We start from the raw sequence: 25,848 nt of genomic DNA, 5'->3' as shown, positions 1-25,848 counted from the left end.
GCCACTCCCCTTGATCGCGCATTTCGCGCAGCCGCTAACCTTGCAATCTTTTGGCCTGACCAAAATGGCCATTATCAATGTTCGCGAATTTGGCCGGACCGTCAATACGGAAAATATGGAGGAAATTGATACTATTTCGGTCATAATCTGCGCATCAAAAACAAAGCTTGCCATCTTGGTCAGGCCAAGGCTACCTACGTCGCAGTACGTTGCCGAAGGCCAAGAGCAGGAGGGGTGACCGATGAAGAGGGTACTGCTGATCACCACCGGGGGAACGATCGCGTCCAGGCGCGATGCCGCCAGCGGCCATGTCGTCTCCACCGTCGGCGCTGCCGGCCTGCGCAGCACCCTGCACGACCCGCTCGACGGCATCGAGCTGGAAATGGAGGAGTTCTGCAATGTAAGCAGCTTCGCGCTCGACCTGCCCACGGTGCTGGGGCTTGCCGGGCGGGTGGCCGAGCGGCTGCGCGGCGACGACTATGCGGGCGTGGTGGTGACCCACGGCACCGACACGATGGAGGAAAGCGCCTTCATGGCCGACCTTCTGGTCGGGTCAGACAAGCCCGTTGTCTTCACCGGCGCACAACGGCCCTTCGACGCGCCCGACCCCGACGGCCCGCGCAACATCGCCGATGCCATCCGCCTCGCCGCGTCGGACGAGGCGCGGGGGCTGGGGGCGCTCATCTGCTTCGAGCAGGAGTTCCATGCCGCCCGCGACGTCATCAAGTCGCACACCTCCCGCGTCGACACGTTCATTTCGGCAGAGCACGGCAAGCTGGGCGAGATCGACGGCGAACATGTGGTGGTCCACCGCCGCCCGACGCTGCGGCGCAGCTTCGCCATGCCCGAGGCGGTGGCCGAGGTGGAACTGCTGAAGCTGGCCATGGGCACGAGCGGCGGCTTCATCGCCTTTGCCGTGGCCAACGGCGCCAGGGCCATCGTCATCGAGGGCTTCGGGCGCGGCAATGCACCGCCGGCCGTCACCGCCGCGGCGAAGGAGGCAATCGCGCAGGGCGTGCCCGTCATTATGACCAGCCGCTGCCTGCGCGGCCGCGTGAAGCCGGTCTACGGCAATGGCGGCGGCAAGACGCTGGCCGAAGCCGGCGTCATCTTCGCGGGCGACCTGAGCGGGGTGAAGGCGCGCATCCTCGCCGCCGTGCTGCTTGGCCTCGGCTGCGACGACGGCCGCCTGCGGGCCGAGTTCGACTACATGGCCGGATAGGCCCGGCCCGGATCAGGCGCACGGTCGCGCACGCATATTTTGGGCGACGGCCGGGCAGGGCCGACGCGGATTGGTTTTCGAAGGAGGGCTTCTTGGCCAGGAACACTTACAGGATCGCAGTCATCGCCGGCGACGGCATCGGCAAGGAGGTGGTGCCGGAAGGGCTCCGCGTTCTGGAGGCGGCGGCCGACCGCTTCAATATCGGCCTGGCCTTCGACCACTTCGATTTCGCCTCCTGCGACTACTACCTCGAGCACGGCAAGATGATGCCGGACGACTGGAAGGCCAGGATCGAGAAGCACGACGCCATTTTCTTCGGCGCGGTCGGCTGGCCCGACACGGTTCCCGACCATGTCTCCTTGTGGGGCTCGCTCCTTCAGTTCCGGCGGGAGTTCGACCAGTATGTCAATCTGCGCCCGGTGCGGCTGATGCCCGGCGTGCCTTCGCCGCTGGCCAACCGCAAGCCGGGCGATATCGACTTTTTCGTCGTGCGGGAGAATACCGAAGGCGAATATTCCTCCGTGGGCGGCCGAATGTATGCCGGCACGGAGCGCGAGATCGTCGTGCAGGAAACCGTCATGTCGCGCATCGGAATCGATCGCATCCTGCGTTACGCCTTCGAACTGGCACGGCAGCGGCCGCGCCGCCATGTGACGTCCGCGACCAAGTCCAACGGCATTTCCATCACGATGCCCTACTGGGACGAGCGTGTGGAGGCGGTGGCCGCCGACTATCCCGACATTTCCTGGGACAAGTACCATATTGATATCCTGACCGCGCATTTCGTGCTCAATCCGGACCGCTTCGACGTCGTGGTGGCCTCCAACCTGTTCGGCGACATCCTTTCCGACCTGGGCCCTGCCTGCACGGGCACAATCGGGATCGCGCCATCCGGAAACATCAACCCCGAGCGGCACTTTCCCTCGCTGTTCGAGCCGGTGCACGGATCGGCCCCGGACATCGCCGGCAAGGGCATCGCCAATCCCATCGGTCAGATCTGGGCGGGCGCCATGATGCTCCAGCATCTGGGGGAGACCGAAGCCGCCGCCGCCATCGTCAAGGCCGTTGAAGCCACCTTGGCCGACAGCGCGACGCGAACCGGCGATCTGGGCGGCACCGCCGATACGGTCGCATGCGGCCGCGCCGTGGTCGCCGCGCTCGCCTCCCAGCGCTGAGCGAGCCGCCGTGCGTATCCTCGACATCCGTGAAAAGACGGCCTCGATCGCCTCGCCGATCGCCAATGCCTATATCGACTTCTCCAGGATGACCTGCTCGGTCGTGGCCGTGGTGACCGATGTGGTGCGCGACGGCAAGCCCGTCGTCGGCTACGGCTTCAACTCCAATGGACGCTACGGGCAGGGCGCGCTGATGCGCGACCGCTTCATTGCCCGGGTGATGGAGGCCGACCCCGAAACACTGATCGATCGCGACAACGACAATCTCGATCCCTTCGCCATCTGGAAGGCTTTGATGACCAACGAGAAGCCCGGCGGCCACGGCGAGCGCTCGGTGGCCGTCGGCACCATCGACATGGCCGTCTGGGATGCAGTGGCCAAGATCGCCGGCGTGCCGCTGTGGCGGCTGCTGGCCGACCGCTATCGCGGCGGCGTCGCCGACGAGAAGGTGTGGGTCTACGCGGCCGGCGGCTACTACTACCCGGGCAAGGACCATTCCAAGCTTCAGGACGAGATGCGATCCTATCTTCAGCGCGGCTACAAGGTCGTGAAGATGAAGATCGGCGCCGCCCCGCTGGCGAAGGACCTGCGCCGCATCGAGGCCGTCCTCGACGTGGTCGGCGAAGGCAGATATCTCGCCGTGGACGCCAATGGCCGCTTCGACGCGGAGACGGCGATAGCCTACGCCCGGGCGCTGCGGCCCTACGGCCTGTTCTGGTACGAGGAAGCGGGCGATCCGCTCGACTACGCGCTGCAGGCAAAGCTGGCCGAGCACTACGACGCCCCGATGGCCACGGGCGAGAACCTGTTTTCCCATCAGGATGCGCGCAATCTGCTGCGCTATGCGGGCATGCGGCCGGACCGCGACTTCCTGCAGTTCGACTGCGCCCTGTCCTACGGGCTAGTCGAATATCTGCGCACGCTCGAAGTCATGAAGGATCAAGGCTGGTCGACGCGCCGCGTGGTGCCGCATGGCGGGCATCAGATGTCGCTCAACATCGCGGCCGGTTTGCACCTGGGCGGAAACGAATCCTACCCCGACGTGTTCCAGCCTTTCGGCGGATTCGCCGACGGCATCGCCGTCGAGGACGGTCATGTGAGGCTGCCCCAAAGCCCGGGCGTCGGCTTCGAGGAGAAGGCGAAACTGTACGAGCTCATGCGCGAACTGGCGTAAGGAGCCGCGGCAAGACGAGAAAGGCGACCGCCATGGTCATGACCCCGCGCGAACGCATTGCCTATTCGGCCATTGTCGACCGCCCGGCCCTCGATCTCCCGGACGGGGTCCGGATGCCGGTATGGGTCATCGTCAATGTCGAGAACTGGGACATCCGCCGGCCCATGCCGCGTGCGGTCCTGCCGCCGCCGATGGGAAATCCTCTGGTTCCCGACGTGCCCAACTGGGCCTGGCATGAATATGGTATGCGCGTAGGCTTCTGGAGGCTGATGAAAGCTCTGAAGCGGCGCGCCATAACGCCTACGCTTGCCACCAACGGCTCGGTCTGCGAGGTCTATCCGCGCGTCGTCCAGGCGGCGCATGACGAGGGCTGGGAGTTCATGGGCCATGGCTGGCTGCAAGGCCCCATGCACGCGCTCGAGGATCAGGCAGCCTCCATCGCACGCACCATCGAGGCCATCCGCGCGATCACCGGGAAGGCGCCGCGCGGCTGGGAAAGCCCCGGCCTGACCGAAACGGCCGACACCGTCGACCTGCTCTCCAAGGCTGGAATCGAATATGTCGCCGACTGGGTCCTGGACGACCAGCCCTGCATGATCGAAACCGCCTCGGGCCCGATCGTCTCGGTGCCCTACACGGTCGAGATCAACGATGTGTCCATCATGGCTGTCGCCCAGCACTCGTCGGACGAGTTCCTGAAGCGCGGCATTCGCCAATTCGACAGGCTCTATGCCGAAAGCCAGAGATTGGCCCGCATCATGTCGATCAGCGTGCATCCCTATCTCAGCGGCGTGCCCCACCGCATCGGCTATTTTGAAGAGCTGCTGGACCATGTCGCCTCGAAACCGGGCGTCGTGTTCTGGACCGGCGAGCAGATACTCGACTGGTTCACATCCTCGACCCAAACGAACAGGTCATAGGTTCCGTTGCAGTGCGCTACGGTGCCGCTAGGCATGCCGCCGTTCCACACATATCCGTTCAGAACTTGATCGCAGCCGCGCCGTCTCCAGATGCCGGGCCAGTCTTGGCGGCTTGCGCCTGCAAGAGCTTTCGGCTCGCGGAATAGGTCAGGATATAGTTGTCGAGGTCGGTGAGCGTCATGTCCAGCTCCATCGCCGGCCGGGCGGCTCCCTGGGCATCGAGGAGAGAGACAGTCACCAGAGGACCACAGCCCGCCGTCAGCTTGTTGGCGGCGTTGAGAGGATCGTAGAGGCCAATCGAGAGCGCCGGTCCGCTCACATAGGTGCTGTTCGGGGAGCCGATCGCGGCGGGCCGCCCGGACTCCGTCCAGTCCTGCGCCAGCGGCCTGGCGCGCACGGCGCCGAAAAGCGACGGGCAATTCGCGCCGGCCGGGTTGTACCAGCCCGAAATCGATCCGGCCTGGAGCGGGCCGGCGTAAGGCCCGGTCGGCGGCCCGTATTTTTCCGTGATCTTGGCGAAGAGTTCTTCCGGCGCGTAGGTGGCGGCCGGAACATAGACGCGCCGCCATGCCGCCACGACCCGGCCGCCGGCCGCCGGAGGCTCGTCGATCAGCGCTACGAATTCGCGGCCGTCCTTGGAAATGAAGAGCTTTCCGGACGTCATCGGTTCATTGAAGCCCGACTTCACCTTCTCGTCGGAAGCCCGTTTGCCGTCCAGCACCCGTCCCACTTCCATGTGCTTGCGCACGATGGCCTCGGCCTCGTCAAAGCTCATGCCGAGCCTTACGCCGACGAGATCGGGACCGTAGGACTGCGTCGTCGCCTGCGGCGCGGGCGAAGTCTTCTGGATCTTGCGGAATTCATCGGCAAGCGACTGCAACTGCGACCGGTCGGAAGGCTGGAGCGCGGCCAGTTGCTTGCCGCTCTCATCGAGGACCCGCATCGACGCGAGGTGCGCGGCCAGCGTCACGAACTCCGAGCCCGGCCTGGTGTCCGGCTTCGATATCCGGACCACTTGCGCCAGCGACGCCTGCATGTCGGTCGGCAGCGCCTCGATCGGTTGAGGCGGCTGCGCGGACCAGTCCACGCCGGTAATTTCGAGGATCATGCTTGCCTCGATATTCCTCGTGCTGCCGAGAATGTCGATATCGGGCAAGGAAAGGTCCTGGTCGAAGCTGACGGCGCTGGTGACGGGATCGGCAAAGGGCATCTCGACATTGGCGTTGCAGGCGGCGCCCGTCGCCTTCAGCAGACCCAGGCTCGCAAGGGCCGCCTGCCCTGCGATGCACTGCAGCTTTTCCTGCTGGTTCGCCGTTCCGTCCGCCACCTTGCGCTGGCAGTTCCCCATGCCGGAATTGATGCCCATGGTGAGGTTGTTGTCGGCTGTCAGGCTCGCATAGCTGCCCCCGAAGCAGTCGAGGTTGCTCCACGAAAGGCCCTGCCCTTTTCGGATCGAAAGCTTCTGCCGCAGCGTCACGCGCATCGGAAGCGAGGATATCCGGCTCTTTGCCCAGGCGACGAACTGCGGCCCAAGCTCCGCCGCTTCCATCGGCGTGGGCTGGCGCTTGCCGACGACGAAGAAGCGGTCGCCGCCGACAGGATCGCCGGAATTCTCGACAGCCCAGCGCCGGGTGACGATGAAGGCCAGCGCCTCGCGCGACAGCTTTTCTCCGACGGTGCCGGCCGTCAGCAGGTCGATCGTGCTGCGATCCAGCGGCAGCGGCCCGGCGGTCTCCCGCGCGGCCGGCGGGACCGGGTTGGCGGTGAAGGCGCCCGACAGCGAGGGCACGTCGTAGACGTGCGAATCGATGATCCTTCCTCCGGAGCTGATCGCGATGGACTGCGGCGCCAGCCGGATCAGCAGCGCCGGCCGGCCGCCGTCGAGCGCCCGGGCGCTCGCTTTGCCCAGACGGAAGCTCGCCTGCGCCGAATACGGCCCGGGCGAGCTCGCCGCCTTTTCAGGAGGAAGCGTCGCGGCATAGGCCGAAACCCGGTTCGGCAGCACGAAAAGGATCGACATGTCGTAAAGCGTGGTGCGGCTCAACTGGTCGAGCTGAAGACTTTCCGCGTCCACAAGCGACTTCACCTCGTAGATCGAGGGAGTTCCCCAGGAAAGGGCCGGGAACCACTTTCCCGACGGCGTGTCCGACCCCGTCGCTTCGGGCGAAACCACGAGATGGTCCGCGAGTCCGGCGGCATAGGCGCCGGCCCAGCGCAGAAAGGCCGCACGGCTTTGCGCGTCGAGCGGTGCGCCGCCGCGCGGGAAGAAGGGCCGCGCGGCATCGGCCGGGTCGAGCGCCGCCGTCGCGGCGCCGGACTGGTAGAAGCGCTGGTCCCGCTCGGCGACATCCTGCCAGCATCTTTGAAATTCGGGATCGGGGGTTTGCGCGCCATAGGCCGACAACAATTCGGCGCAGACCGTCCATTCGTCGAGCGGAGCCGGCGAAGGAACTTCAAGCGCGGCGGGAATCGCGGCCGTCAGAAACGGCGCCATATCGTTGTGGACGGGGAAATCATACAGCTTGGTTCTGCCGTCGGGCGTGTACAGGCCGAGCTCGCCCAGCCCGATGCGGGCATTGCCGGTGGCGCCGTCGATGCTCTTCACCTCGACGCGCGCGACCAACATGACCGAGCGGTGCGAATTGAGCTTGTGCAGCGCGGCAGGCGCCTGTGCCCGCGGCATGTGCCAGAGCATGACCGGCGGCTCGAAATCGGCCTCGGCCTGCAGTCCGCCGGTTCGCATGGCGTCGCGCAGGTCGGGGAATCTGGACAGCTGGAATGCACCACGCGTCTCGTCATATTCTCCGACATGCAGGCTGGCGGCGTAGTAGAATTCGAAAGGAGCCTTTGGCGCCACTTTCAGAAGTGCCGGCTTGAACCGCGTTTCGAACAATTGCCGGGAGCGCGCCTGCGCGAATTCGTCCTTGCCCTTCCAATGGTAAGTGGAAAATGGATCGACAATGTCTTCTTGCGCCTGTGCGGTGAGGTACTCTCTCGCCGCCCGATTTTCCGTATATTCGTCTATCGGGGCTTGCGGGCGTGCCGCATAGCGAACGAGGCCGAAGAACTTCGGCCCTTGCCTGGACATAATGACGGGATGCCCGCCGACACTCTGCAGGACCCAGGGCTCCACGCCGGGAGGCGGCGCGGTCAACCCGGAAATCGGATCTTTTGCGGAAATCGCCTGGTGATTGAGCCCCGAAACATCAAAGGAAAAAAGTTCGGTGTCCAGGCTGTCGTCGTATATGGCGAGCTTTTTCAGCCGCGTCGAAAGGGTGAGCGTCTCGGCGTTGCCGCTCGTTGCCTCCAGGACCGCGAGCAGGCGCACGCGGCGGCCGGAGGATTGGCCCGGGGTTCCCGCCCGGATCTTCTTCAGCGCCTGGCGCGCCTGTGCTTCTCCTGCAGGCCAGAAAAGGGGTGACGGCCAGTCGAAATCCGGCTGCAACGTGACGCCCCCGGACTGAAAGCCGGAGATCGACCTGTCGCTCAGATGCAGGGTCCCGATGTCCGGCAAGGCGTATCCGCCGCGCGCGGCATCGTAGTCGGGCAGATTGAATTCGTAGGTATAGGCGAAGGAGAAGGGCGCCTTCGGCGCGATACCGCGGAAAAAGTCCGCATAGCGGGTCAGGAACGCATTGCGGGTATCCCTTTTCTCGAATTCGTCCTGGCCCGGCCAGCCATAGCCCTTTTCGGCCAGCGGGTTGTCGGGCGCCAGGAAATGGTTCGAGAACATCGCGGCTTCGTCCACCGAGCCTTGCTGCTCTTCGATGAATTGCGGCCGCATGCCCAGCGCCGCCAGGTCGATGAACGATTCCTGGTCGCCGCTGTCGGGATGGTTGAGCACCACCAGGCCGTGCCAAATGAAAAGCTTCTGCGGACGAAAGCCTGCCGGGGGATGGATCAGCATATCCGCTGAAAAGGCCGACCCGGAGAGCGACGTGCCGGCCGGCGACAACTCGCCCGCAGTTCCCGCCGCTTCCATGGGCGCCGGCTTGCCTTCGCCGGACGGCGCGCCATTCGCCGCCATGGCCTCGAGTGTGCCGAGACGTGCCGTCAACGATTGGCGAAGGCAGGCCACATCGGCGCCGCACGCCTCGCTTGCGCTGACCCAGTTCCGTTCATCGAGCCTGATTTCGTCCGCGGCCGCGGTCGATGCGGCGGAGGCCCGAGCCCTGTCGTATGCCTCGCCCACGGCCGCATCGAGCCGGGCCAAATCCGGCGTCCGGCAAATGGTGATCTCACGCGCGCTGGCGGCCCGCCGGCAATCGAAGCTTGCCGCTGCCGGAGCGCCGGCCTCCTCCGGAGAAGGCTGGGCGCTTCCCGTCGCAGCCGCGTCGAGGGCCGCGATGGTCGGCTGGTCGGGCGCGCCCGTCAGCGGCAATCCGTGATCGCGCTGGAAGTCCATCAGGGCTTGCGCGGTGCGGGGTCCGAAAACGCCATCCGGAACGCCCGTCGCGTATCCCATGCTGTCGAGCTTGCGCTGCACGTCCCTGACGATACCGGCATCGAAATCGCGCTTCCTGCCCTGTTCGACAGGCGTCCGGCCGTAGCGGGGAGGAGGACGTTCGTAAGGCGAGAGCATGTTCTGGCCGCCCTGGCCGGTGAGGATCTGGAGAAGGGTATTCAGGTTGTCGGCCGAAGCAAGAGCGTCGGAGAAGCCGAGAACGGCGAGGCTCAGCACGACCCGGGCCATGACCCGCGCCAATCGCTTTTTCGGGAGCTTGTCCGCGCGTCGGAAATTTTTCAGGGGTCGATATGGCGACCTGGACGTCATTGGAAGCCCCCGACATAAACGGCTTCCTCACGTTGCTTTCACGAGGAAGGCCTCTCCAAAGTCCCAGCATACGGCAGCTTGTGCGGAGCCATGGCCAATACTTGTGTCGACCGGACATAGGTATTTTGCAGTAGCAGCCATGGCTGCAACATCCCGGCCTACCCCGTGACGGCATCACAGGACGGCACGTGGGCGCCATGCTTCAAGGAAAGCCGGCCCGCCTTGCGCGACCCCAGGCCGGGGGCCGGGGGAGGTTGCGATGCCACCGTTGCGGCACGGCCCATCTTTGCTCCATATAGCGGCGATGACGATCTCACCTGCATCAACCAGCCGAGGATAGCTTTGGAGCAGACAGCAGCCACCGCTTCGAGGCCGGGGCTCGCGGGCAGCGCACGGGCGGTGTTCCGGCGACTGGCTCTGGACGGGCCGTCGACGCGTCCGCAGATCGGCCTCATACTCGGCCTTTCCCGCCCGACCATGTCGGCAGCCATAGCCGAACTGGAGCGGGCCGGATATGTGGAGCTGATCGGAGCGGTCCAGGGGCCGCTCGGCCGCAGCGCGGCACAATATCGCGTCGGCAGCGGAGCCGGGCATGTGATCGCGGTCGACGCGGGCGCGACCCATATCCGCCTGCGCGTGTCCACTCTCGACCGACGGCTGCTGAGCACGCGGGTGCTGCGTCTGCCGGCGAGCCAGATTGCCATCAACGAGCAGGTCAGCAGCGCCGTCGCCGGCGAGGTCGCCGCCATCCGGACCAGCGCGAAGGCAGAATGGGGACCGCTCAGGGCGCTCGGCATCGCCGTGCCGACGCGGGTCGTGGGGCCGGGCGGCGACGTGGCGTCCAGCCGCCAGGACGTCGTGTTCAGTGCGTTTCATCCGCCCGAGGGCGTGACGCTCGTGTTGGAAAACAACGTGAACTGCGCTGCGGTGGCCGAACAGCATTATGGCGCCGCCAAAGGCGAGAAAACCTTTGCCTACGTGCAGATCGGCCTGAAGATCGGCATGGGCCTGATCCTCGACGACCAGCTCATCCGCGGCCGCGCCGGCGCCACCGGAGAGATCGGCCACCTGAGCTTCCCCTTCGGTCCCGGACTGGAGCCCCAGGCCGGAGCCGCCGAGCAGTATCTCGGCACCGAGGCGTTGATCGCGCGCGTCCATGGCGACTGGCCGGCGGAGGCCGGACCGCCGCCGGCGGATACGGCTGAACTGCTGTCGCTCGCCGAGGCGGGCAGCGCCGCCGCGCTTTGTCACGTCAACCGCCATGCCGCCGATATCGGCGCCGTCGTCGCGTCCTGCGTCAGCGTCGTCGATCCGGGAGTGGTGGTGCTGGGGGGAGGCCTGGGAGCCTCTGCGCTTCTTCTGCCGGGCGTACAGGAAACGGCGAATCGGCTTTCCTACGCCGCCGAGGTTCGCAGCAGCCTGCTGGGCTCCGATGCCACCGTTCTGGGCATCGAACGACTGGCCATCGAGGCCGCGCTCGCCCACCTTCTGGGTGAAGAGGACTGACAGACAGAAATTTGCAGCGGTTGCGCACGCCCATGTGCGGAAAGCGCTTGACGACTGCGTGATTCATTTTGTTAGTTAAGATGCCTAATTTATGATGGCAGCTGCCGTAGCCCACGGCGCAAGCTTCCAAGAGGAGGGAAAATGAGGATGTTCAGCAAACTTCGTTCCGGCGTGGCCGCTGTTGCCGCGCTGGCGGCAATCGGGGCCGCCGGCAAGGCTGCCGCCGAGGATGTCACCCTGGAATATTGGGTCTATTCGGACTTCGCCCAAGGCGACGCGCTTGCCCTTCAGCAGGAGTTCATCAAGGAATTCACGGACAAGCATCCCGGCGTGAAGATCAACATCACGGGCAAGGGCGACGACGACCTGACCGCCGGCGAGGTGGCAGGCGCCGCCAGCGGCAACCTGCCCGACGTCTTCATGAACGGCCTGTCGGTGGGCGCCCAGCTTGTCGAAGTGGGCGCGATGGCGAACCTCTACGACAAGTGGATGGCCATGCCGGAAGAGTTCCGTTCCCAGTTCGACGCGGACGCCATCAAGAACTGCATGCCCGCGCCCGACAAGCTGTACTGCCTGCCCTACACCGGCTTCGGTTCGCTCCTGTTCCGCAACCTGACCGTCCTGGAGAAGGCAGGCATCGACACGAGCAAGCCGCCGGCAAGCTGGGCCGAATGGTTCGAGCAGATGAAGAAGGTCAAGGATGCCGGGATGTACGCCATTCCGGACGAGACGCTCGTCTTCAACTCGGTCGGCGAGATCTACGCCACCACGGGCGGCAACGACAGCTGGGGCTTCGACTGGGCCAGCCGCACGACCCGGATCACGCCGGACGCCATGACCAAGGTGCTCCAGAAGTTCGTGGACCTCGTGCCGCTGAACAGCAGCACCAGCCGCAACGACCAGGCGACGAAGGACCTGTTCATCTCGAACCCGCTCGCCTTCCACACCGTCGGCCCCTGGGTCAACCCGACATATGAGGAAGCCGCCAAGGCGAGCGGCCTCAAATACGACTTCGTGCTGATCCCCGGCGACGAGCCCGGCAAGACCGGCGGCGTGCGGGACTACGAGATGATCGGAGTGGCGCCGGGAGCGCATCAGGACGTCGCCTTCGAATTCGCGGCCTTCCTCACCGACAAGGCGCAAATGGCCCGCTGGGCGAAGCTGCTCGCGCGCTACAATGCAAACGCGGCCGCCATGGCCGATCCCGAGGTCTCGGCGCTGCCGCTGATCAAGGCCTCCGTCGATGCCGCGCATGGCGCGATGGACGTGGCGGCCCCCTATTTCGTCGATTCCGTGCCGAACTGCTACAAATCGATCGTGACGGACTATGCCGCGGCTACCGCAGACGGGAAATACACTCCCGAGGAGGGCGCCAAGGAGATGATCGCGGAACTCAACGACTGCCTGGCCAAGTAGACACCCGCAGCCAGACAACATTTGCGGCCGGCGCCCGATGCCGGCCGCAATACGAACCGAGAGCATCCATGTCCCTGCGCCGTCATTTGCCGCACTACCTGATGATCGCCCCGTTCATGGTCCTGTTCGCGGCCTTCTTCCTGTATCCGATCCTCAGCGGCTTCTATTACAGCTTCCACGATTGGAACGGCGTGAAGACGCCTGAATTCGTCGGGTTCGGAAACTACGCGAAGATCCTGCACTCGCGCGATTTCTCGACGGCGATGTCGAACCTCTTCCAATACATCGCCATCACCGTGCCGCTGGGCATCCTCGTGGCCCTTGGACTCGCGCTTCTCGTCGACAGCTTCACCGGACGCTGGGCCAACTTCTTTCGCAACGCCTATTTCATGCCGGTGGTGCTGCCGGCCTTCCTCGCCGCCACGATCTGGCGGTGGATCTACGCGCCGAACCTCGGGCTTCTCAACATGGTCCTCGGCTGGTTCGGCATGCCCTCGATCAACTTCCTGAACGATACGGGCACCATGCTCTACGCGTTGATCGCGGTGGACGTCTGGGTCTCGGCCGGATTCAACATGATCATCATCCTGGCCGGGCTGAAGAACATCCCAACGGAGCTCTACGAAGCCGCGCGGCTCGACGGCGCCAGCAAATGGCAGCAGATCGTCCACATCACCATTCCGATGCTGAGCCCGGTCCTCTTCTTCGTTTTCACCTACGGCCTGATCTCGGCCATGCAGGTTTTCGACAAGCCCTGGCTTCTGACCGGCTCGTCCTTCACCAGCTATGGCGGACGGCGGAATGCGCTGCTCTTCCCGGTCATGGACATGATGGGCAGGGCATTCGGGGGCGTGAAGTTCGGCGAGGCCGCCGCCTACGGCTTCCTCCTCACCATCGCCATCGTCGCCATCACCGCGGTCATGTTCGGGCTCCGCAACTGGAGGGAACGCAGATGAGAAGTTCCGGCGCATTCCCACGTCGCTTGAACGGATGGACCGTGCTGAAATGGGCCGTGGCCATCATCGTGGCCGTTATCGCGGTCTTCCCGATCTGGTGGATGGTCAACGTCGTCTTCGCCCTGCCGGGGGAGCCCGTGTCGCTGAACCCGCGGCTGTGGCCCACCTCTTTTCCGGCGGGCGTCGAAAAGATCCGCGTCATCTTCACGGAGACCGAATATCTGCGCGCCTACGGGATTTCTCTCGTCTACGCGCTTCTCACCATTGTCGGCGCCCTGCTGATCGGTTCGCTGGCGGCTTTCGAGTTCTCGCTTTTCGACTTCCCAGGCCGGCGCATACTCTTTGCGATCGTCATGCTGTCGCTGATGGTGCCGACCGCCGTCACCATCATCCCCACCTATCTGCTGACCGCCCAGTTCGGCTGGCTCAACACGATGCGCGGCCTGGTGGTGCCGGGGCTGGCCTCGGCCTTCGGGCTGTTCATGCTGGTGCAGTTCATGCGCTCCATCCCCAAGGACATGATCGAGGCGGCGCGGCTCGACGGGGCCAGCCATCTGCAGATCTACTGGCATGTCGCGCTGCCGCTCTGCCGCAACGCCCTGGTGACCCTGGCCATCCTCACCTTCATGCAGACATGGGGCAACTATATGTGGCCGCTCATCGTGGCGACGAAACCCGAGATCTACACGGTGGGCCAGGTCGTCGGTCTCTTCAATTCGCCGCTGTCGCACCAGACCGTCGATATGGTCATGACAGCCAACCTGCTGGCCGCGATCCCGCCGCTGCTCTTCTTCCTGATCTTCCAGCGCAAGATCGTCGAAGGCATCGCCATGTCGGGAACCAAGGGCTAACCGGAGTGCAGCAGAACATGGCTTTCCTCGACATTTCCTCCGTCTCGAAGTCCTTCGGCGCGGTCAGCATTCTCGAGAACGTCGATCTCTCGATCGGGCAGGGCGAGTTCGTCGTCTTCGTCGGCCCCTCGGGTTGCGGAAAATCGACATTGCTGCGGCTGATCACCGGGCTCGAGAACCTCACCTCCGGCACGATTTCCATCGACGGCAAGGTGGTCAACGACGTCGAGCCGGCGGAACGCGGCACCGCAATGGTGTTCCAGTCCTATGCGCTCTACCCGCACATGACGACCTTCCAGAACGTCTCCTTCGGACTGCGCATGGCGCGCAAGCCGCGCGATCTGATCGCCGAGCGCGTGCGTGGCGCAGCCGCGATCCTGCGGCTCGACAAGCTGCTCGAGCGCCGGCCGGGCCAGCTTTCAGGCGGCCAGAAGCAGCGCGTGGCCATCGGGCGCGCCATCGTGCGCGAGCCCAAGGTTTTCCTCTTCGACGAGCCGCTTTCCAATCTCGACGCCGAGCTTCGGGTGCAGATGCGGGCAGAGCTGATGGACCTTCACCGCCGGCTCGGCACGACGATGATCTATGTCACCCACGATCAGGTCGAGGCGATGACGCTGGCCGACAAGATGGTGGTGATGAACGGCGGGCGCGTGCAGCAGGCGGGGCGCCCGCTCGATCTCTACGACGACCCGGACAACCGCTTCGTGGCCGGCTTCGTGGGCTCGCCCAAGATGAACTTTCTACCGGCCCGGATCGTTGCCGTGGAAAGCGGCGGCCTGCGGCTTGCAGGCCTTGGCGGCGACGCCGAGGCGTTCCTGCCCCGTTTCGACGCCGGAATGCCTGCCGGCGACGTTGAGGTCGGTATCCGCCCCCATCACATGCGCCTGCTGCAGCAAGGCGAGCCCGTGCCCGACAGCGGGCTGGTGCTCGACGGTCGCCGGACCTTCGTCGAGGAACTCGGCTCCGAGACCTTCGTGCATCTCGAACTGGGCGACGGCACACGCATGACCATCAGGGCAGGACGCAACGAGGCCGTCACCGCCGAGCGGATCCGCGTTCACGCCGATCTCGGACATGCGCTGCTTTTCGCATCCGACGGTCAGCGGATCCGGGACCGGAGCGGAAAGTCGGCATGACACCTGCAACCGAAGGCGCAGCCATGATCGTCGGCATCGATATCGGCGGCACCAAGACCCACCTGCGGGCCGAGCCGGTCGCAGGCGACGGACCCGCGCGCGATCTGGTGGTCCGGAGCGCGGACTGGCGCGTGAGGGACTGGGAGCGCGACGCTGCCCGGCTGCTCGAGATTCTGGCCGGACTTGTCGAAGGCGCCGCGGTCGAAGCCATCGGCATCGGTGCGCACGGCTGCGACGACGAAGCAGAATGCAACGCATTCCAGGCCGCCTTCGCCGCGCGGATCACGACGCCGCTGGCCGTCGTCAACGATGCCGAACTGATGCCTTTCGCGCTCGGCCTGCCGGGACAGATCGGCGTGGTCGCAGGCACGGGTTCCATCGCCACCTGCCGCACGCGCGCCGGCGGAATGCTGGTCGCGGGCGGCTGGGGATGGATCATCGGCGACGAGGGCAGCGCGGCCAGTCTGGTGCGCGAAGCCGTGCGCGCCGTCGCCCATCATTTCGATGCCGGCGGCGGCCGTGGCGAGCCGCTGGTCGAGGCCATCTTCGAAACGCTGGACGTGCCGGCCGTGCCGCGCCTGGGCAGCGTGCTTGCCGCATACCGCTCGGCGGCTGAGATCGGCCGGCATGCCGCGGTAATCTTCGAAGCGGCCGACCGCGGCTCCGCCCTGGCGGCCGACGTCATATGGCGTGGCGGCCGGGCATTGGCCGAAATGGCCGCGTTGCTCGAAAGCCGCGGCGCGGGCGCTTCCCATGCGGTCGCCGGCGGCAGCGTCATCGTTTCGCAGCCCCGGCTCTGGCAGGCGTTCGCAACCGGCCTGACGGAGGCCACCGAAGGCCGCCTCACGCCACATATCTTCACCGGCCAGCCGGTAGAAGGTGCCTGCCGCCTCGCCGCGAGCCTTATCGAAAATCCGAATTCGGCCCGCAGCGGACTGCTCTCCGCCTGAGCGGAAACACGATCAACGGAAGGACCACCCCATGAGCTATCGTTCCACCATTGCCCGTCAACCGCAGGCCCTGGCCGACACCTATGCCGCCGCCCGCAGCCAGTTGGCCGGGATGGATCTGTCGATCCTCGACCGGCCTCTGATCGGCGTGACCGGGATCGGCGCGAGCTTCGCCGCCGCCGTGGTGGTGGCCGCTCAGTTGCAGGACGGCGGACGGCGTGCCTTCGCCATCCGCTCGGTGGATATGGCGGGCGGCCTTGACCTGTGCGATGCGCTGGTGGGCCTCTCCCACCGCGGCCGCAGCGTGGAGACGCTGGCCGCCCTGGAGAAGCTGCCCTCCGCCGGCCGCCTTGCCATCACCAACGACGCGGCAAGCCCGCTTGCGCTGGCGGCGGACCTGCATCTGAAGCTCGACAACGGCTCTGATGCCACGCCCTCCAGCACCGGCTATACCGCCACGCTGCTGGCCGCCGGCATGATCTGCGAGAAGCTGGCGGGCGAGACGGCCGACGCCTTCGCTGCGATCCCCGCGCTTGCGGGCGAGGTGCTGGCGACTGCTGCTGGCAAGATGGAGCGACTGGGCAGGCTCTTCGCCACACGCCGTGCCATCGATTGCGTCGGGGCCGGGGCGGCCATGGGCACCGCCGATGAAGCCTCGCTGCTGATCCGGGAGGCGTCGCGCATACCGGCTGCAGCCTATGACACGCGCCACTACCTGCACGGCCCCATGGAATCCATGGACGGCACGACGGGCGTCGTCATCTTCGGCACGGGCCGGGAGCTGGAGCTTGCCCGCCATCTGGAGCGCATCGGCTGCCCGGCCCTGCTCGTCACCACCGCGGAGGGTATGGAAGACGGCGAACTCCTGACCGTGATCCGGGTGCCGGCATCCCGAAACGTGATCGCGCAAGGCATCATCGACATTTTCGCCGCCCAGCTCCTCGCCGCGGAACTCTCCGACGCAGCCGGCCTGACCGACACCAAATTCCGCTACCGCATGTCCGACACCAAGGTCCCGGACTCCAAGGCCGCCTGATCGCCCGATCCGCGAGGGCACGGCAACACCGGCATGGGCACGGAGCGGGCGTGCCCGACGCCGGTGTTCACTCAATGCTGCTGGAGAACGGTGTTTTCCGCACCTTCCTCGACCTGATCGATCACCAGCAGCCGCACCGGCTCGGTGCCGACGTTCTCGGCCCGATGCCATTGCCCGATCATTTCCACGATGAAATCGCCGGCCTGATAGACGGTGCTTCGCTCAGTCTCGACATTGGTGACCTGAAGCTTGCCGGCCTCGACATAGGCATAGCGCGGGAAGGGATGCTTATGCACCGGCAGTCTGGCTCCCGGCGCTATCTGGTAGCTCGAAACCAGAACCTGCACATTCTTCTGCGGCAGCGTTATCGGCTGCCCCGACGCCGTCTTGCTGCTTGACGCCAGAGGCAGCACCACGACCGGCGATCCGGCGCTGTCCAGCGCCATCGACCCCGTTGCCGGCAGCACGGCCAGCAACGCAAAAGCTCCAACCAGACGGAATTTCATGGTCTCCCCTCCCCCCGCACGCGCAACCTTGGCGCGGCCCGGCTGGAGGTGTCAATCCACATCGTGCGTGTCCGGCCGCGAGGCATCGTTGTTGTGGAGGCCGGGCGTCGCGGGCATGGTTGAGGTTGCCCGGCATGCAGCCTTTCCCGTAGACCCTGGAAAGGGAGAATCTCCTGGCGACGGGTCCCAGGAGCACGACCGCTGGATTGCTTGCGCTCATGTGGAATCTGCTCCTGGCCTATTGGCCCCATATTCTCGCCGTCATTTCCGTGCTGGTCGCGGCGGTCGCCAGCGTGCATGCGGCCATGACGAAGGAAGAGGTGCGCTCCGCCATCGGCTGGGTCGGAGTGATCCTCCTGTCGCCGATCATCGGCGCCCTGATCTACGCCATTGCCGGCATCAACCGGATACGGCGCGGCTCGATCGCCGCCGAGCGCTCCGCCGCCGGGCACGAGATGCTGGCCCATCCCAGCTTCGACGTCACCGACGAACTGGTCGCGGGCCGTTTCGGCAGGCGGTTCGCCGCGCTCAAGAAGCTGGGCGACAGGATCACCCACCACACGCTGACCTCGGCCAACGCCATCGACATCTTGAAGTCGGGCGACGACGCCTACGCGGCGATGGTCGAGGCCATCGCACAGGCGCGGCGCAGCGTCATCCTGGAGACCTACATCTTCGACCGCGACCCGATCGGCCTGCGCATCGCCGACGCGCTGATCGCGGCGGCGAAACGCGGCATTGCCGTGCGCGTGCTGATCGACGCCGTGGGCGCGCGCTATTCGGTGCCCAGCATCGTGGGCTACCTGCGTGAAGGCGGTGTTTCGACCGACGTGTTCAACGGCAGCATCATCATGGGGCTGCGCCTGCCCTACGCCAACCTCAGGACCCACCGCAAGATCCTGGTGGCGGACGGCGCCGTGGCCTTTGTCGGGGGCATGAACATCAGGCAGGGTTTCACGGCCGAATTCGCCGGCAAGGCGAGCGCCCACGACACGCATTTCCGCGTCAGGGGACCTGTGGTGGCCGACATCTTCGCCGTCGCCGCCGAGGACTGGTATTTCGCGGCGGGCGAGAGGCTGCATGGCCAGCCCTGGCAGATCGAGCAGCAGGAGGGCGAGCCGGATTCGCCGATCCTCATGCGGGCGGTGCCTTCCGGGCCGGACGTCAGCATCGAGACGAACCACAAGATGCTGATGGGCGCCTTTTCGGTCGCCCGCCACACCATCCGCATCATGTCGCCCTACTTCCTGCCCGACCGCGAGCTTGTCAGCGCGATGACGACGGCGGCACGCCGCGGCGTGGCGATCGACATCGTGGTGCCCTCGGCCAACAACCTCGTCCTGGTCGACCGGGCAATGACGGCCCAGTTCAACCAGGTGCTCAAGAACTACTGCCGCATCTGGCGCTCGATCGGCCCCTTCGATCACTCCAAGCTGCTTGCCGTCGACGGCACCTGGGCCTTTGTCGGCTCCTCCAACCTCGATCCGCGATCGCTGAGGCTGAATTTCGAGATCGATCTGGAAGTGGTCGACACCGGCTTTGCCGGCAGCATAGACGCACGCATCCAGGACATCATCGCCTCCGCCAGGCAGGTGACGCTGGCAAGCCTGCGCGCCCGGCCCTTTCCCATGCGGCTGCTCGACCGCATCCTGTGGCTGGGGTCGCCCTATCTTTGACGGGATGACCGTGCGGGGCACGGTTTCGCCATGCTTGCCTATATATGGATTGTTTGGGAATTCGCGATTACCTAGGTACAACGGAGTCCTGCACGAAGCAGGGGCCCGAGGAGGACAGAAGGATCATGCGCAGACTGGGCGGCGGTCTTCCGGCAAGCGTTCTGGCGCGGCTGAGGAAGAGGAAAGGGCCTCCGCAGCCGGCTGCGTTCGCTCCCCACCCGCATCCGGCCGGCCTGCTGGTCGCCTCCTACAACGTCCACAAATGCGTCGGGGTGGACGGCAGGTTCGACCCGGAGCGCACCGGCAGGGTCATCCGCGAGATCAACGCCGACGTCATCGCATTGCAGGAGGCCGACAGGCGCTTCGGCGACCGCAACGGCCTGCTTGACCTGGCCCGGCTCGAACGCGAAGCGGGCCTGGCGCTGGTTCCTGTCACCGGAATGGCCAAGGCGCATGGCTGGCACGGAAACGTCGTGCTGTTCCGGCGCGGCAGCGTGCGCGACGTGCACCAGATCACGCTTCCGGGGTTGGAGCCCCGCGGAGCCATCGTTACCGAGATCGAACTGGAAACCGGCGGCGCGATCCGCATCGTGGCCGCGCATTTCGGCCTGCTGCGCCGCTCGCGCACCCACCAAGCCCGCATCATTCACGAGATCATGAACGCGCGGGACGAGATTCCGACATTGCTGATGGGCGACCTCAACGAATGGCGCCTCAACGACCGCTCCGCGCTGAGCACGCTCGACTCCGCCTTCGGCCCGCTGCCGGCCGCCGTTCCGAGCTTTCCGTCGCGGCTGCCGCTGCTGGCTCTCGACCGCATCATCGCCAACCGCAACGACATCCTGTCGCCGGTGGCGGTCCACGACACCCCGCTGGCGCGCATGGCGTCCGACCACCTGCCGATCAAGGCCGTCGTGAATCTCGCCCTGGCGCACGACGACAGCGATCCCGCCCACGCGGATGGCGAGCGAAGGGCGGCCTGAACCGGCGACCGGCCCCGACGGCTCCGCGCATCCGCGGACATGGAAGGATGACCGGTCGCAGCCGAACCCGGCAGGAAAACGGACATGGACGGCCAGGACGATCTTCTCGCTGAACTGCGCAGGACTGCGGGACATGCGGCCGTGTGGGGCAGCGACGAACTCAAGAACCGCGATCCGGGTTTCGACGACCGCAATTTCAAGGCGGCCGCGCTGGTGCGTCCTGCCGACACCGAAGGCGTGGCGGCGCTGATGCGCTTCTGCGCCCGACGCGGAATCGAGTTGGTGCCGCAGGGCGGCCGCACCGGACTTGCCGGCGGTGCGGCGACGACGGCCGGCCAGATCATCTGCGACCTCGGCGCAATGAACTGCATCGAGGAGATCGACACGCTGGCCCGCGTCGCCATCGTCCAGGCCGGAACCCCGCTCGCCGCGCTTCAGGAAGCCGCCGGCGCCCACGGGCTCGACCCCGGCATCGACCTGGCGGCGCGTGGAAGCTGCACCATCGGCGGCATGATCTCGACCAATGCCGGCGGCATCATGGCCTTCCGCAACGGCACGATGCGCCACCGCCTGCTCGGCCTCGAAGCCGTGCTGCCGGACGGGCGCGTGTTCCGCGACCTCACCCGCGTTCTGAAGACCAGCGCCGGCTACGACCTGAAGCACCTGTTCGTCGGGGCCGAGGGCACGCTGGGCATCGTCACCCGCGCCGCGATCAGGCTCGATCCGGTCGGCGGCGCCACCGCCACGGCGCTCGTCGGCGTCGGCGATGCCGCAAGCGCCCAGCGCATCGTGCGCCATTTCCTCGGCATGACCGGGACAAGCCTGCGCGCGGCCGAGATCATGTGGCGCGATTTCACGCTCGCCATGAGCAGGATGCTGGACCTCGAACCCGGCACGCTGCCGCTCGACGCGCCCTGCCTGCTGCTGCTGGAACTCGCCGCCGACACGGCCGGCCAGGCTGCGGCCGCGCTGGAGCAGGGCCTCTCCGACATGTGGGAGGCGGCAGGCATCGCCGATGGCCTGGTCGCCGGCTCGCTCGCCCAGGCCAGGGCCATCTGGCGCCTGCGAGAGGAGACCGAGCAGATCGAGCGTATGCACGACCATCCGCCGTCCTTCGACGTGTCCGTGCCCGGCGGCGCGATCGACGCCTATGTCGCGCGCATCACCGAAGACCTCAAGGGCATCGATGCGGACTATGCGCCCTATGTGTTCGGCCATCTGGCCGACGGAAACCTGCATATCTCCATCAACGCCGACAGCCCCTCGCGCGAACGCTACAGGGCGATCGAGGACGTTCTCTATGCGGGCCTGCGCGAGATCGGCGGCTCCTTCTCGGCCGAGCACGGAGTGGGCCTCGACAAGCGCGATGCCTATGAGCGCCATGCCGATCCGGTCAAGCAGGAGCTTGCGCGCGCGGTCAAGGCGCTGCTCGACCCCGAAAATCTGATGAACCCGGGCAAGGTCGTCCGCTCATGATCTCCGGCGCACGAGCGCCGGATTTTCCCGCCTACGCCACGGCCTGCAACTCGATGGCGATCCGGTCGCGACCGGTATTCTTGGCGCGGTAGAGCGCAGTGTCGGCCCTGCCGAGCACATCCTCGAAATCGTCGCCGCGCGACGTCGAAAGGGCGATCCCGGCGCTCGCGGTGCCCTTGATGGTACCCTTCGGCGTCTCCATCGGGCTCGCCGCAAAGGCTGCCCTGATGCTTTCCGTCGTGGCGGTCGCCAGGGTCACGGGAGCCGCGCGCATCACCAGCACGAATTCCTCGCCGCCCGTGCGTGCGGCCAGGTCTCCCGGCCGCAGGCTCCGGCGAAGCGCCTGCGCGAACTGGCACAGCACCCGATCGCCCGTGTGGTGGCCATATTGATCGTTTATCGACTTGAACCTGTCGAGGTCGAAGGCAATCACCGCGTCACCCAGGCCCAGCGTATCGGTCGCCAGACTGTCGAACAGCGCCCGCCGGTTCAGCAATCCGGTCAGGGGATCCGTCTGCGCCTCCAGCCGGTGCCGGCGCGCGATCCTTGCCTGATTGAGCCCCAGCGACAGAGCGCCGATGCCGGTTATGCCGGCGATGGACATCATGGCGTTGAAGTGCTCGGCCCAGTTGTCGGGACGCCCGTCCAGAACCCACCTGCCGTCGTGGAAAAGCATCACCCCGCAGGCCAGGAAAGAAGAGGCCGAGAGCAGATAGAGCACGGTGACGCCGATGATGCAGGTGGGAGCCTCGCCGCGGACGCTCCAATATTGCAGCGCCGTCACGGCAAGCAGGGCCGCCGCCAGGATGTTGTAGATGGCGATGCCGAGCCCATCCAGACCGGCGGCAATGGGCACGCCCACGGGCAGCGCGACGGCGATGGCGAGCGCGATGATGGCGCTGCGCTGCGCATGCCGGCCCGTGAAGAGCCGGGCGGCGGCATAGACGGCGACAAAGCCGACGATTTCCAGCGTGAAGGCCAGGGTGACCACCGCCGTCAGCTTGGGCGGCAGTGTCGAATAGAGGATGACGCCGCTTCCCAGCAGCACCATGCCCAGCATCCAGCCGATAAGGAAGCGATCCATGCGGTTCTGGAACCACATGCCCAGCATCGTCATGGCCAATGCCGCCGCAGATATCCCGGCCGCAAGGAACAGCGTATCCGGATCGAATCCCACTCTGGCCGCCCCCTCCGAGCCCGCTTCCTCTCCTTCATCCCTAGCATGGCCTCGCGGGACTTCGCGCAGCCGAGTGGAAACGAGGTGAACGGAAGGTAAGCGCCGCTTCCGGTGCAGCCGAGGCGGCTCGTTCAGAGAATGCGTCCGCCCCCCGAGATGCAGGCGGCAGGCATGGGAGAAGCGCCAGGAGAAATCCCGAAGCCGCGGCCATGCCCCAAGGCCGCCGGCGCGATCAAACCGCGCCGCCGCGCCGAACGGGCAAAAGGTGCACGGCTTCGCTCAGCGAGAAGAACGCCGCCGGGCAGCCCGTCGGCAGTCTCCGGCCGACTCAGGCGAGCCCGAGCTTCTTCTTGAGTTCGGCATTTTCCTTGCGCAGGCGTTCGGCAAGGAGGCCCTTCAGGCGCTTGTTTTCCTCCTCGAGCGCCAGGAGGTCCTTGAGGTCGCCGCCCTGAGGCGCAGCCGCCGCCGCCCTCTTCCAATGGTAGTAGGTCTGCTCCGATATGCCGGCCTGCTTTACCGCGTTCTTCATGTTCTCGCCGTGACCGATCGCCTTCTCGATCTGGGCAAGCTTCTGGGCGCGTTCCTTCTCGGAATAGGCCCTCCGTCCGGACCGGACCACGGCGGGCGCCTCGGCCGCAGGCTTGGCCGCGGCCTTTCGCCCGGCCTGCTTGGGCTGCGCCTTCGCCTTCCTCGGCCGCGGAGCCTTCTTCCTCGCTTCAGGCGCTTCCGTATTCGCAGGTACTTCGGCGGCGGTCTGCGCGGATTCAGCTTCCTGGGGATCGGCCATCAGATGCTCCACTTGGGGTCAGTGTCTCACGCCAGCATTAATGACCTGCACATTGGAGTCAACATGCATGCGCTTTTTCCCTTTAAGGCCGATCTTCAAGGTTAACCGGCCCGGCCATCGACTGTTCTACCAATCCTGTTCTTCCGCTGATCAAGGGCAATGCCTTCATCATGCTTGCCAATGAGAAGCAGCGCAGGTCGATGACGCGGCCGAATGTGCACCCTCCGCAGGCGATCATCCGGCGACGGGCAGCGGGCCGGCCATCGTCAACAGCGGCGAATGGGCGCTTCCCCGCTTCGACGATTGCGGCGTGGACAGTCATAAATATACTGGCCATGTTTGTTTTGGCGGCTATGCGAAGTGTTGCGGGAAAGGTTCCGCTCCCCGATCGCAGAAAGAAGAACGCCGCCATATCGCCAGGTCGAGGTTTCCGCCATGCCTTTCAACGAACGCTCGAAACACATCACGCAAGGCGTGGCCCGCTCGCCGAACCGGGCCATGTTCTACGCGCTGGGCTATGAGAAGGCCGATTTCGACAAGCCGATGATCGGCATCGCCAACGGCCATTCCACCATCACGCCTTGCAATGCCGGCCTGCAGCCGCTGGCGGACGCCGCGGCGGCGGCGATCAAGGCCGCCGGCGCCAATCCGCAGACGTTCGGCACGCCGACCATATCCGACGGCATGTCGATGGGCACGGAAGGCATGAAATATTCGCTGGTGTCGCGCGAGGTGATCGCGGACTGCGTCGAGACCTCGGTGCAGGGCCAATGGATGGACGGGGTGCTGGTGCTGGGCGGCTGCGACAAGAACATGCCGGGCGGCATGATCGGTATCCTGCGCGCCAACGCGCCGGCCATCTACGTGTATGGTGGCACGATCAAGCCCGGCCGCTGGAAGGGGCAGGACCTTTCCATCGTCTCGGCCTTCGAAGCGGTGGGCGCCTTCATGGCCGGAACCATGAGCGAGGAGGATTTCGAGGGCATCGAGCGCAATGCGTGCCCCACGACCGGCTCCTGCGGCGGCATGTACACGGCCAACACGATGAGCTCCTCCTTCGAGGCGCTCGGCATGTCGCTGCTCCATTCCTCGACCATGGCCAGCCCCGACCGCGAGAAGCTGGAAAGTGCTGCCGAATCCGGCCGCGTGCTGGTCGATGCGGTGAAGAGGAATATCTGTCCGCGCGACATCATCACGCGCAATTCGATCGAGAACGCGGTGGCGCTGATCATGGCGATCGGCGGCTCCACCAATGCGGTGCTGCATTATCTGGCCATCGCGCATGCCGCCGAGGTCGACTGGACGCTCGACGATTTCGAGCGCGTGCGCCGCAAGGTCCCGGTGATCTGCGACCTCAAGCCTTCGGGGAAATACATGGCGGTCGACCTGCATCAGGCCGGCGGCGTCCCGCAGGTGCTGAAGATCCTGCTCAACGCCGGCCTCGTCCACGGCGATTGCCTGACGATTACCGGCCGTACGCTGGCGCAGGAACTGGCCGCCGTGCCGGACGAGCCACGCGCCGACCAGGACGTCATCATGCCCATCGAAAAGGCGCTCTATCGCGAGGGCCATCTCGCCATCCTCAAGGGCAACCTTGCCGAGGACGGCGCGGTGGCCAAGATCACCGGCCTGAAAAGCCCTGCGATCACCGGCCCGGCGCGCGTTTTCGATGACGAGCAGTCGGCGATGGAGGCGATCCTGTCCGACAAGATCAAGCCGGGCGACGTGGTGGTGCTGCGCTATCTCGGGCCGAAGGGCGGGCCGGGTATGCCGGAGATGCTGGCGCCGACCTCGGCGCTGGTCGGGCGCGGCCTTGGCGAAAGCGTCGGCCTCGTCACCGATGGCCGCTTTTCCGGCGGCACCTGGGGCATGGTGGTGGGCCATGTCGCGCCGGAAGCCTATGTCGGCGGCACCATCGCACTGGTGGAGGAAGGCGACACCATCACCATCGACGCCCACAGGCTGCTCCTGCAACTGGAGGTGGACGAGGCCGAGATCGCCCGTCGGCGCGCAGCGTGGAAGCAGCCGGAGCCGCGCTACCGGCGCGGTGTGATGGCCAAGTTCTCGGCGCTCGCCCGCCCGGCCAACGAAGGCGCCGTCACCGGATAGGCCGGCGAAAGCGACCCT

At 66.0% G+C, this 25,848-nt stretch carries 20 protein-coding genes; 16 read left to right on the top strand and 4 right to left on the bottom strand.

Annotated features, from left to right (window positions below):
- Window positions 1-10: 10 nt before the first annotated feature.
- From ACTDI4_RS03505 to ACTDI4_RS03485, 5 genes are all read left to right on the top strand, one after another.
- Window positions 11-238: a hypothetical protein gene (locus tag ACTDI4_RS03505; RefSeq protein ID WP_442839833.1), complete on the top strand. Its 228-nt coding sequence runs from the start codon at window positions 11-13 to the stop codon at window positions 236-238.
- Between the two features lie 3 nt (window positions 239-241).
- Window positions 242-1,222 (top strand): asparaginase, encoded by a 981-nt coding sequence (locus ACTDI4_RS03500; protein ID WP_442839832.1) that lies wholly within the window; start codon window positions 242-244, stop codon window positions 1,220-1,222.
- A gap of 92 nt (window positions 1,223-1,314) precedes the next feature.
- Window positions 1,315-2,397, top strand: a complete 1,083-nt coding sequence (locus tag ACTDI4_RS03495) for a tartrate dehydrogenase (protein WP_442839831.1) — start codon at window positions 1,315-1,317, stop codon at window positions 2,395-2,397.
- 10 nt (window positions 2,398-2,407) lie between these two features.
- The gene (locus ACTDI4_RS03490) at window positions 2,408-3,571 is read left to right on the top strand and encodes a mandelate racemase/muconate lactonizing enzyme family protein (protein WP_442839830.1); all 1,164 of its coding nucleotides are present in this window, start codon (window positions 2,408-2,410) and stop codon (window positions 3,569-3,571) included.
- Between the two features lie 32 nt (window positions 3,572-3,603).
- The gene (locus ACTDI4_RS03485; RefSeq protein ID WP_442839829.1) at window positions 3,604-4,491 is read left to right on the top strand and encodes a polysaccharide deacetylase family protein; all 888 of its coding nucleotides are present in this window, start codon (window positions 3,604-3,606) and stop codon (window positions 4,489-4,491) included.
- 58 nt (window positions 4,492-4,549) lie between these two features.
- Here ACTDI4_RS03485 and ACTDI4_RS03480 read toward each other — a convergent pair whose 3' ends face one another.
- Window positions 4,550-9,184: a peptidoglycan-binding protein gene (locus ACTDI4_RS03480; RefSeq protein ID WP_442839828.1), complete on the bottom strand. Its 4,635-nt coding sequence runs from the start codon at window positions 9,182-9,184 to the stop codon at window positions 4,550-4,552.
- Between the two features lie 423 nt (window positions 9,185-9,607).
- Between ACTDI4_RS03480 and ACTDI4_RS03475 the strand changes: the two genes are divergently transcribed.
- The 7 genes from ACTDI4_RS03475 to ACTDI4_RS03445 all read left to right on the top strand — a co-directional run bounded on the left by ACTDI4_RS03475 (window position 9,608) and on the right by ACTDI4_RS03445 (window position 17,116).
- Entirely contained in the window at window positions 9,608-10,771 is a 1,164-nt protein-coding gene (locus ACTDI4_RS03475) for an ROK family transcriptional regulator (RefSeq protein WP_442839827.1), read from the top strand.
- A gap of 147 nt (window positions 10,772-10,918) precedes the next feature.
- Window positions 10,919-12,187, top strand: a complete 1,269-nt coding sequence (locus ACTDI4_RS03470; RefSeq protein ID WP_442839826.1) for an ABC transporter substrate-binding protein — start codon at window positions 10,919-10,921, stop codon at window positions 12,185-12,187.
- Window positions 12,188-12,255: 68 nt separating this feature from the next.
- A complete protein-coding gene (locus ACTDI4_RS03465) occupies window positions 12,256-13,143 on the top strand; it encodes a carbohydrate ABC transporter permease (RefSeq protein WP_442839825.1) in 888 nt (295 codons plus the stop codon).
- Window positions 13,144-13,184: 41 nt separating this feature from the next.
- Window positions 13,185-13,994 (top strand): carbohydrate ABC transporter permease, encoded by an 810-nt coding sequence (locus tag ACTDI4_RS03460; RefSeq protein ID WP_442839824.1) that lies wholly within the window; start codon window positions 13,185-13,187, stop codon window positions 13,992-13,994.
- A gap of 17 nt (window positions 13,995-14,011) precedes the next feature.
- Complete coding sequence (locus ACTDI4_RS03455; RefSeq protein WP_442839823.1) at window positions 14,012-15,130, top strand: ABC transporter ATP-binding protein; 1,119 nt, start codon at window positions 14,012-14,014, stop codon at window positions 15,128-15,130.
- Window positions 15,127-16,080 carry an N-acetylglucosamine kinase gene (locus ACTDI4_RS03450; RefSeq protein ID WP_442839822.1) on the top strand — a complete coding sequence of 318 codons (954 nt, stop codon included), beginning with the start codon at window positions 15,127-15,129 and terminating at the stop codon, window positions 16,078-16,080. Before ACTDI4_RS03455 ends, ACTDI4_RS03450 begins: the two co-directional genes overlap by 4 nt.
- A gap of 31 nt (window positions 16,081-16,111) precedes the next feature.
- Complete coding sequence (locus ACTDI4_RS03445) at window positions 16,112-17,116, top strand: SIS domain-containing protein (RefSeq protein WP_442839821.1); 1,005 nt, start codon at window positions 16,112-16,114, stop codon at window positions 17,114-17,116.
- Window positions 17,117-17,187: 71 nt separating this feature from the next.
- On the opposite strand, the gene ACTDI4_RS03440 is transcribed toward ACTDI4_RS03445, so the two are convergent.
- Window positions 17,188-17,622: a cupin domain-containing protein gene (locus tag ACTDI4_RS03440; RefSeq protein WP_442839820.1), complete on the bottom strand. Its 435-nt coding sequence runs from the start codon at window positions 17,620-17,622 to the stop codon at window positions 17,188-17,190.
- A gap of 218 nt (window positions 17,623-17,840) precedes the next feature.
- On the opposite strand from ACTDI4_RS03440, the gene ACTDI4_RS03435 reads away from it, so the two are divergent.
- The 3 genes from ACTDI4_RS03435 to ACTDI4_RS03425 all read left to right on the top strand — a co-directional run bounded on the left by ACTDI4_RS03435 (window position 17,841) and on the right by ACTDI4_RS03425 (window position 21,757).
- Entirely contained in the window at window positions 17,841-19,298 is a 1,458-nt protein-coding gene (locus ACTDI4_RS03435; protein WP_442839819.1) for a phospholipase D-like domain-containing protein, read from the top strand.
- Between the two features lie 125 nt (window positions 19,299-19,423).
- Window positions 19,424-20,281 (top strand): endonuclease/exonuclease/phosphatase family protein, encoded by an 858-nt coding sequence (locus ACTDI4_RS03430; RefSeq protein ID WP_442839818.1) that lies wholly within the window; start codon window positions 19,424-19,426, stop codon window positions 20,279-20,281.
- A gap of 84 nt (window positions 20,282-20,365) precedes the next feature.
- A complete protein-coding gene (locus ACTDI4_RS03425) occupies window positions 20,366-21,757 on the top strand; it encodes an FAD-binding oxidoreductase (protein WP_442839817.1) in 1,392 nt (463 codons plus the stop codon).
- Window positions 21,758-21,788: 31 nt separating this feature from the next.
- Here ACTDI4_RS03425 and ACTDI4_RS03420 read toward each other — a convergent pair whose 3' ends face one another.
- Window positions 21,789-22,934: a GGDEF domain-containing protein gene (locus tag ACTDI4_RS03420; RefSeq protein ID WP_442839816.1), complete on the bottom strand. Its 1,146-nt coding sequence runs from the start codon at window positions 22,932-22,934 to the stop codon at window positions 21,789-21,791.
- Window positions 22,935-23,262: 328 nt separating this feature from the next.
- Window positions 23,263-23,721 (bottom strand): transposase, encoded by a 459-nt coding sequence (locus ACTDI4_RS03415; RefSeq protein ID WP_442839815.1) that lies wholly within the window; start codon window positions 23,719-23,721, stop codon window positions 23,263-23,265.
- 435 nt (window positions 23,722-24,156) lie between these two features.
- Here ACTDI4_RS03415 and ilvD point away from each other — a divergent pair, with 435 nt between their 5' ends.
- Complete coding sequence (gene ilvD, locus ACTDI4_RS03410) at window positions 24,157-25,830, top strand: dihydroxy-acid dehydratase (protein ID WP_442839814.1); 1,674 nt, start codon at window positions 24,157-24,159, stop codon at window positions 25,828-25,830.
- The last annotated feature ends 18 nt before the right edge of the window (window positions 25,831-25,848 follow it).

This window comes from Mesorhizobium sp. PUT5, from assembly GCF_052216645.1.
Lineage (GTDB): Bacteria > Pseudomonadota > Alphaproteobacteria > Rhizobiales > Rhizobiaceae > Mesorhizobium.
Note: the sequence above shows the minus strand (reverse complement) of the source record. Positions and strands in the feature narration are given on the sequence as shown.

What these genes read in the sequence shown, in the direction of transcription:
- ACTDI4_RS03480 (WP_442839828.1), bottom strand. Translation starts at nt 9,184, where the DNA reads ATGGCCCGGGTCGTGCTGAGCCTCGCCGTTCTCGGCTTCTCCGACGCT.
- ACTDI4_RS03430 (WP_442839818.1), top strand. Translation starts at nt 19,424, where the DNA reads ATGCGCAGACTGGGCGGCGGTCTTCCGGCAAGCGTTCTGGCGCGGCTG.
- ACTDI4_RS03450 (WP_442839822.1), top strand. Translation starts at nt 15,127, where the DNA reads ATGACACCTGCAACCGAAGGCGCAGCCATGATCGTCGGCATCGATATC.
- ACTDI4_RS03470 (WP_442839826.1), top strand. Translation starts at nt 10,919, where the DNA reads ATGTTCAGCAAACTTCGTTCCGGCGTGGCCGCTGTTGCCGCGCTGGCG.
- ACTDI4_RS03485 (WP_442839829.1), top strand. Translation starts at nt 3,604, where the DNA reads ATGGTCATGACCCCGCGCGAACGCATTGCCTATTCGGCCATTGTCGAC.
- ACTDI4_RS03435 (WP_442839819.1), top strand. Translation starts at nt 17,841, where the DNA reads ATGTGGAATCTGCTCCTGGCCTATTGGCCCCATATTCTCGCCGTCATT.
- ACTDI4_RS03465 (WP_442839825.1), top strand. Translation starts at nt 12,256, where the DNA reads ATGTCCCTGCGCCGTCATTTGCCGCACTACCTGATGATCGCCCCGTTC.
- ACTDI4_RS03440 (WP_442839820.1), bottom strand. Translation starts at nt 17,622, where the DNA reads ATGAAATTCCGTCTGGTTGGAGCTTTTGCGTTGCTGGCCGTGCTGCCG.
- ACTDI4_RS03445 (WP_442839821.1), top strand. Translation starts at nt 16,112, where the DNA reads ATGAGCTATCGTTCCACCATTGCCCGTCAACCGCAGGCCCTGGCCGAC.
- ACTDI4_RS03500 (WP_442839832.1), top strand. Translation starts at nt 242, where the DNA reads ATGAAGAGGGTACTGCTGATCACCACCGGGGGAACGATCGCGTCCAGG.
- ACTDI4_RS03455 (WP_442839823.1), top strand. Translation starts at nt 14,012, where the DNA reads ATGGCTTTCCTCGACATTTCCTCCGTCTCGAAGTCCTTCGGCGCGGTC.
- ACTDI4_RS03415 (WP_442839815.1), bottom strand. Translation starts at nt 23,721, where the DNA reads ATGGCCGATCCCCAGGAAGCTGAATCCGCGCAGACCGCCGCCGAAGTA.
- ACTDI4_RS03425 (WP_442839817.1), top strand. Translation starts at nt 20,366, where the DNA reads ATGGACGGCCAGGACGATCTTCTCGCTGAACTGCGCAGGACTGCGGGA.
- ilvD (WP_442839814.1), top strand. Translation starts at nt 24,157, where the DNA reads ATGCCTTTCAACGAACGCTCGAAACACATCACGCAAGGCGTGGCCCGC.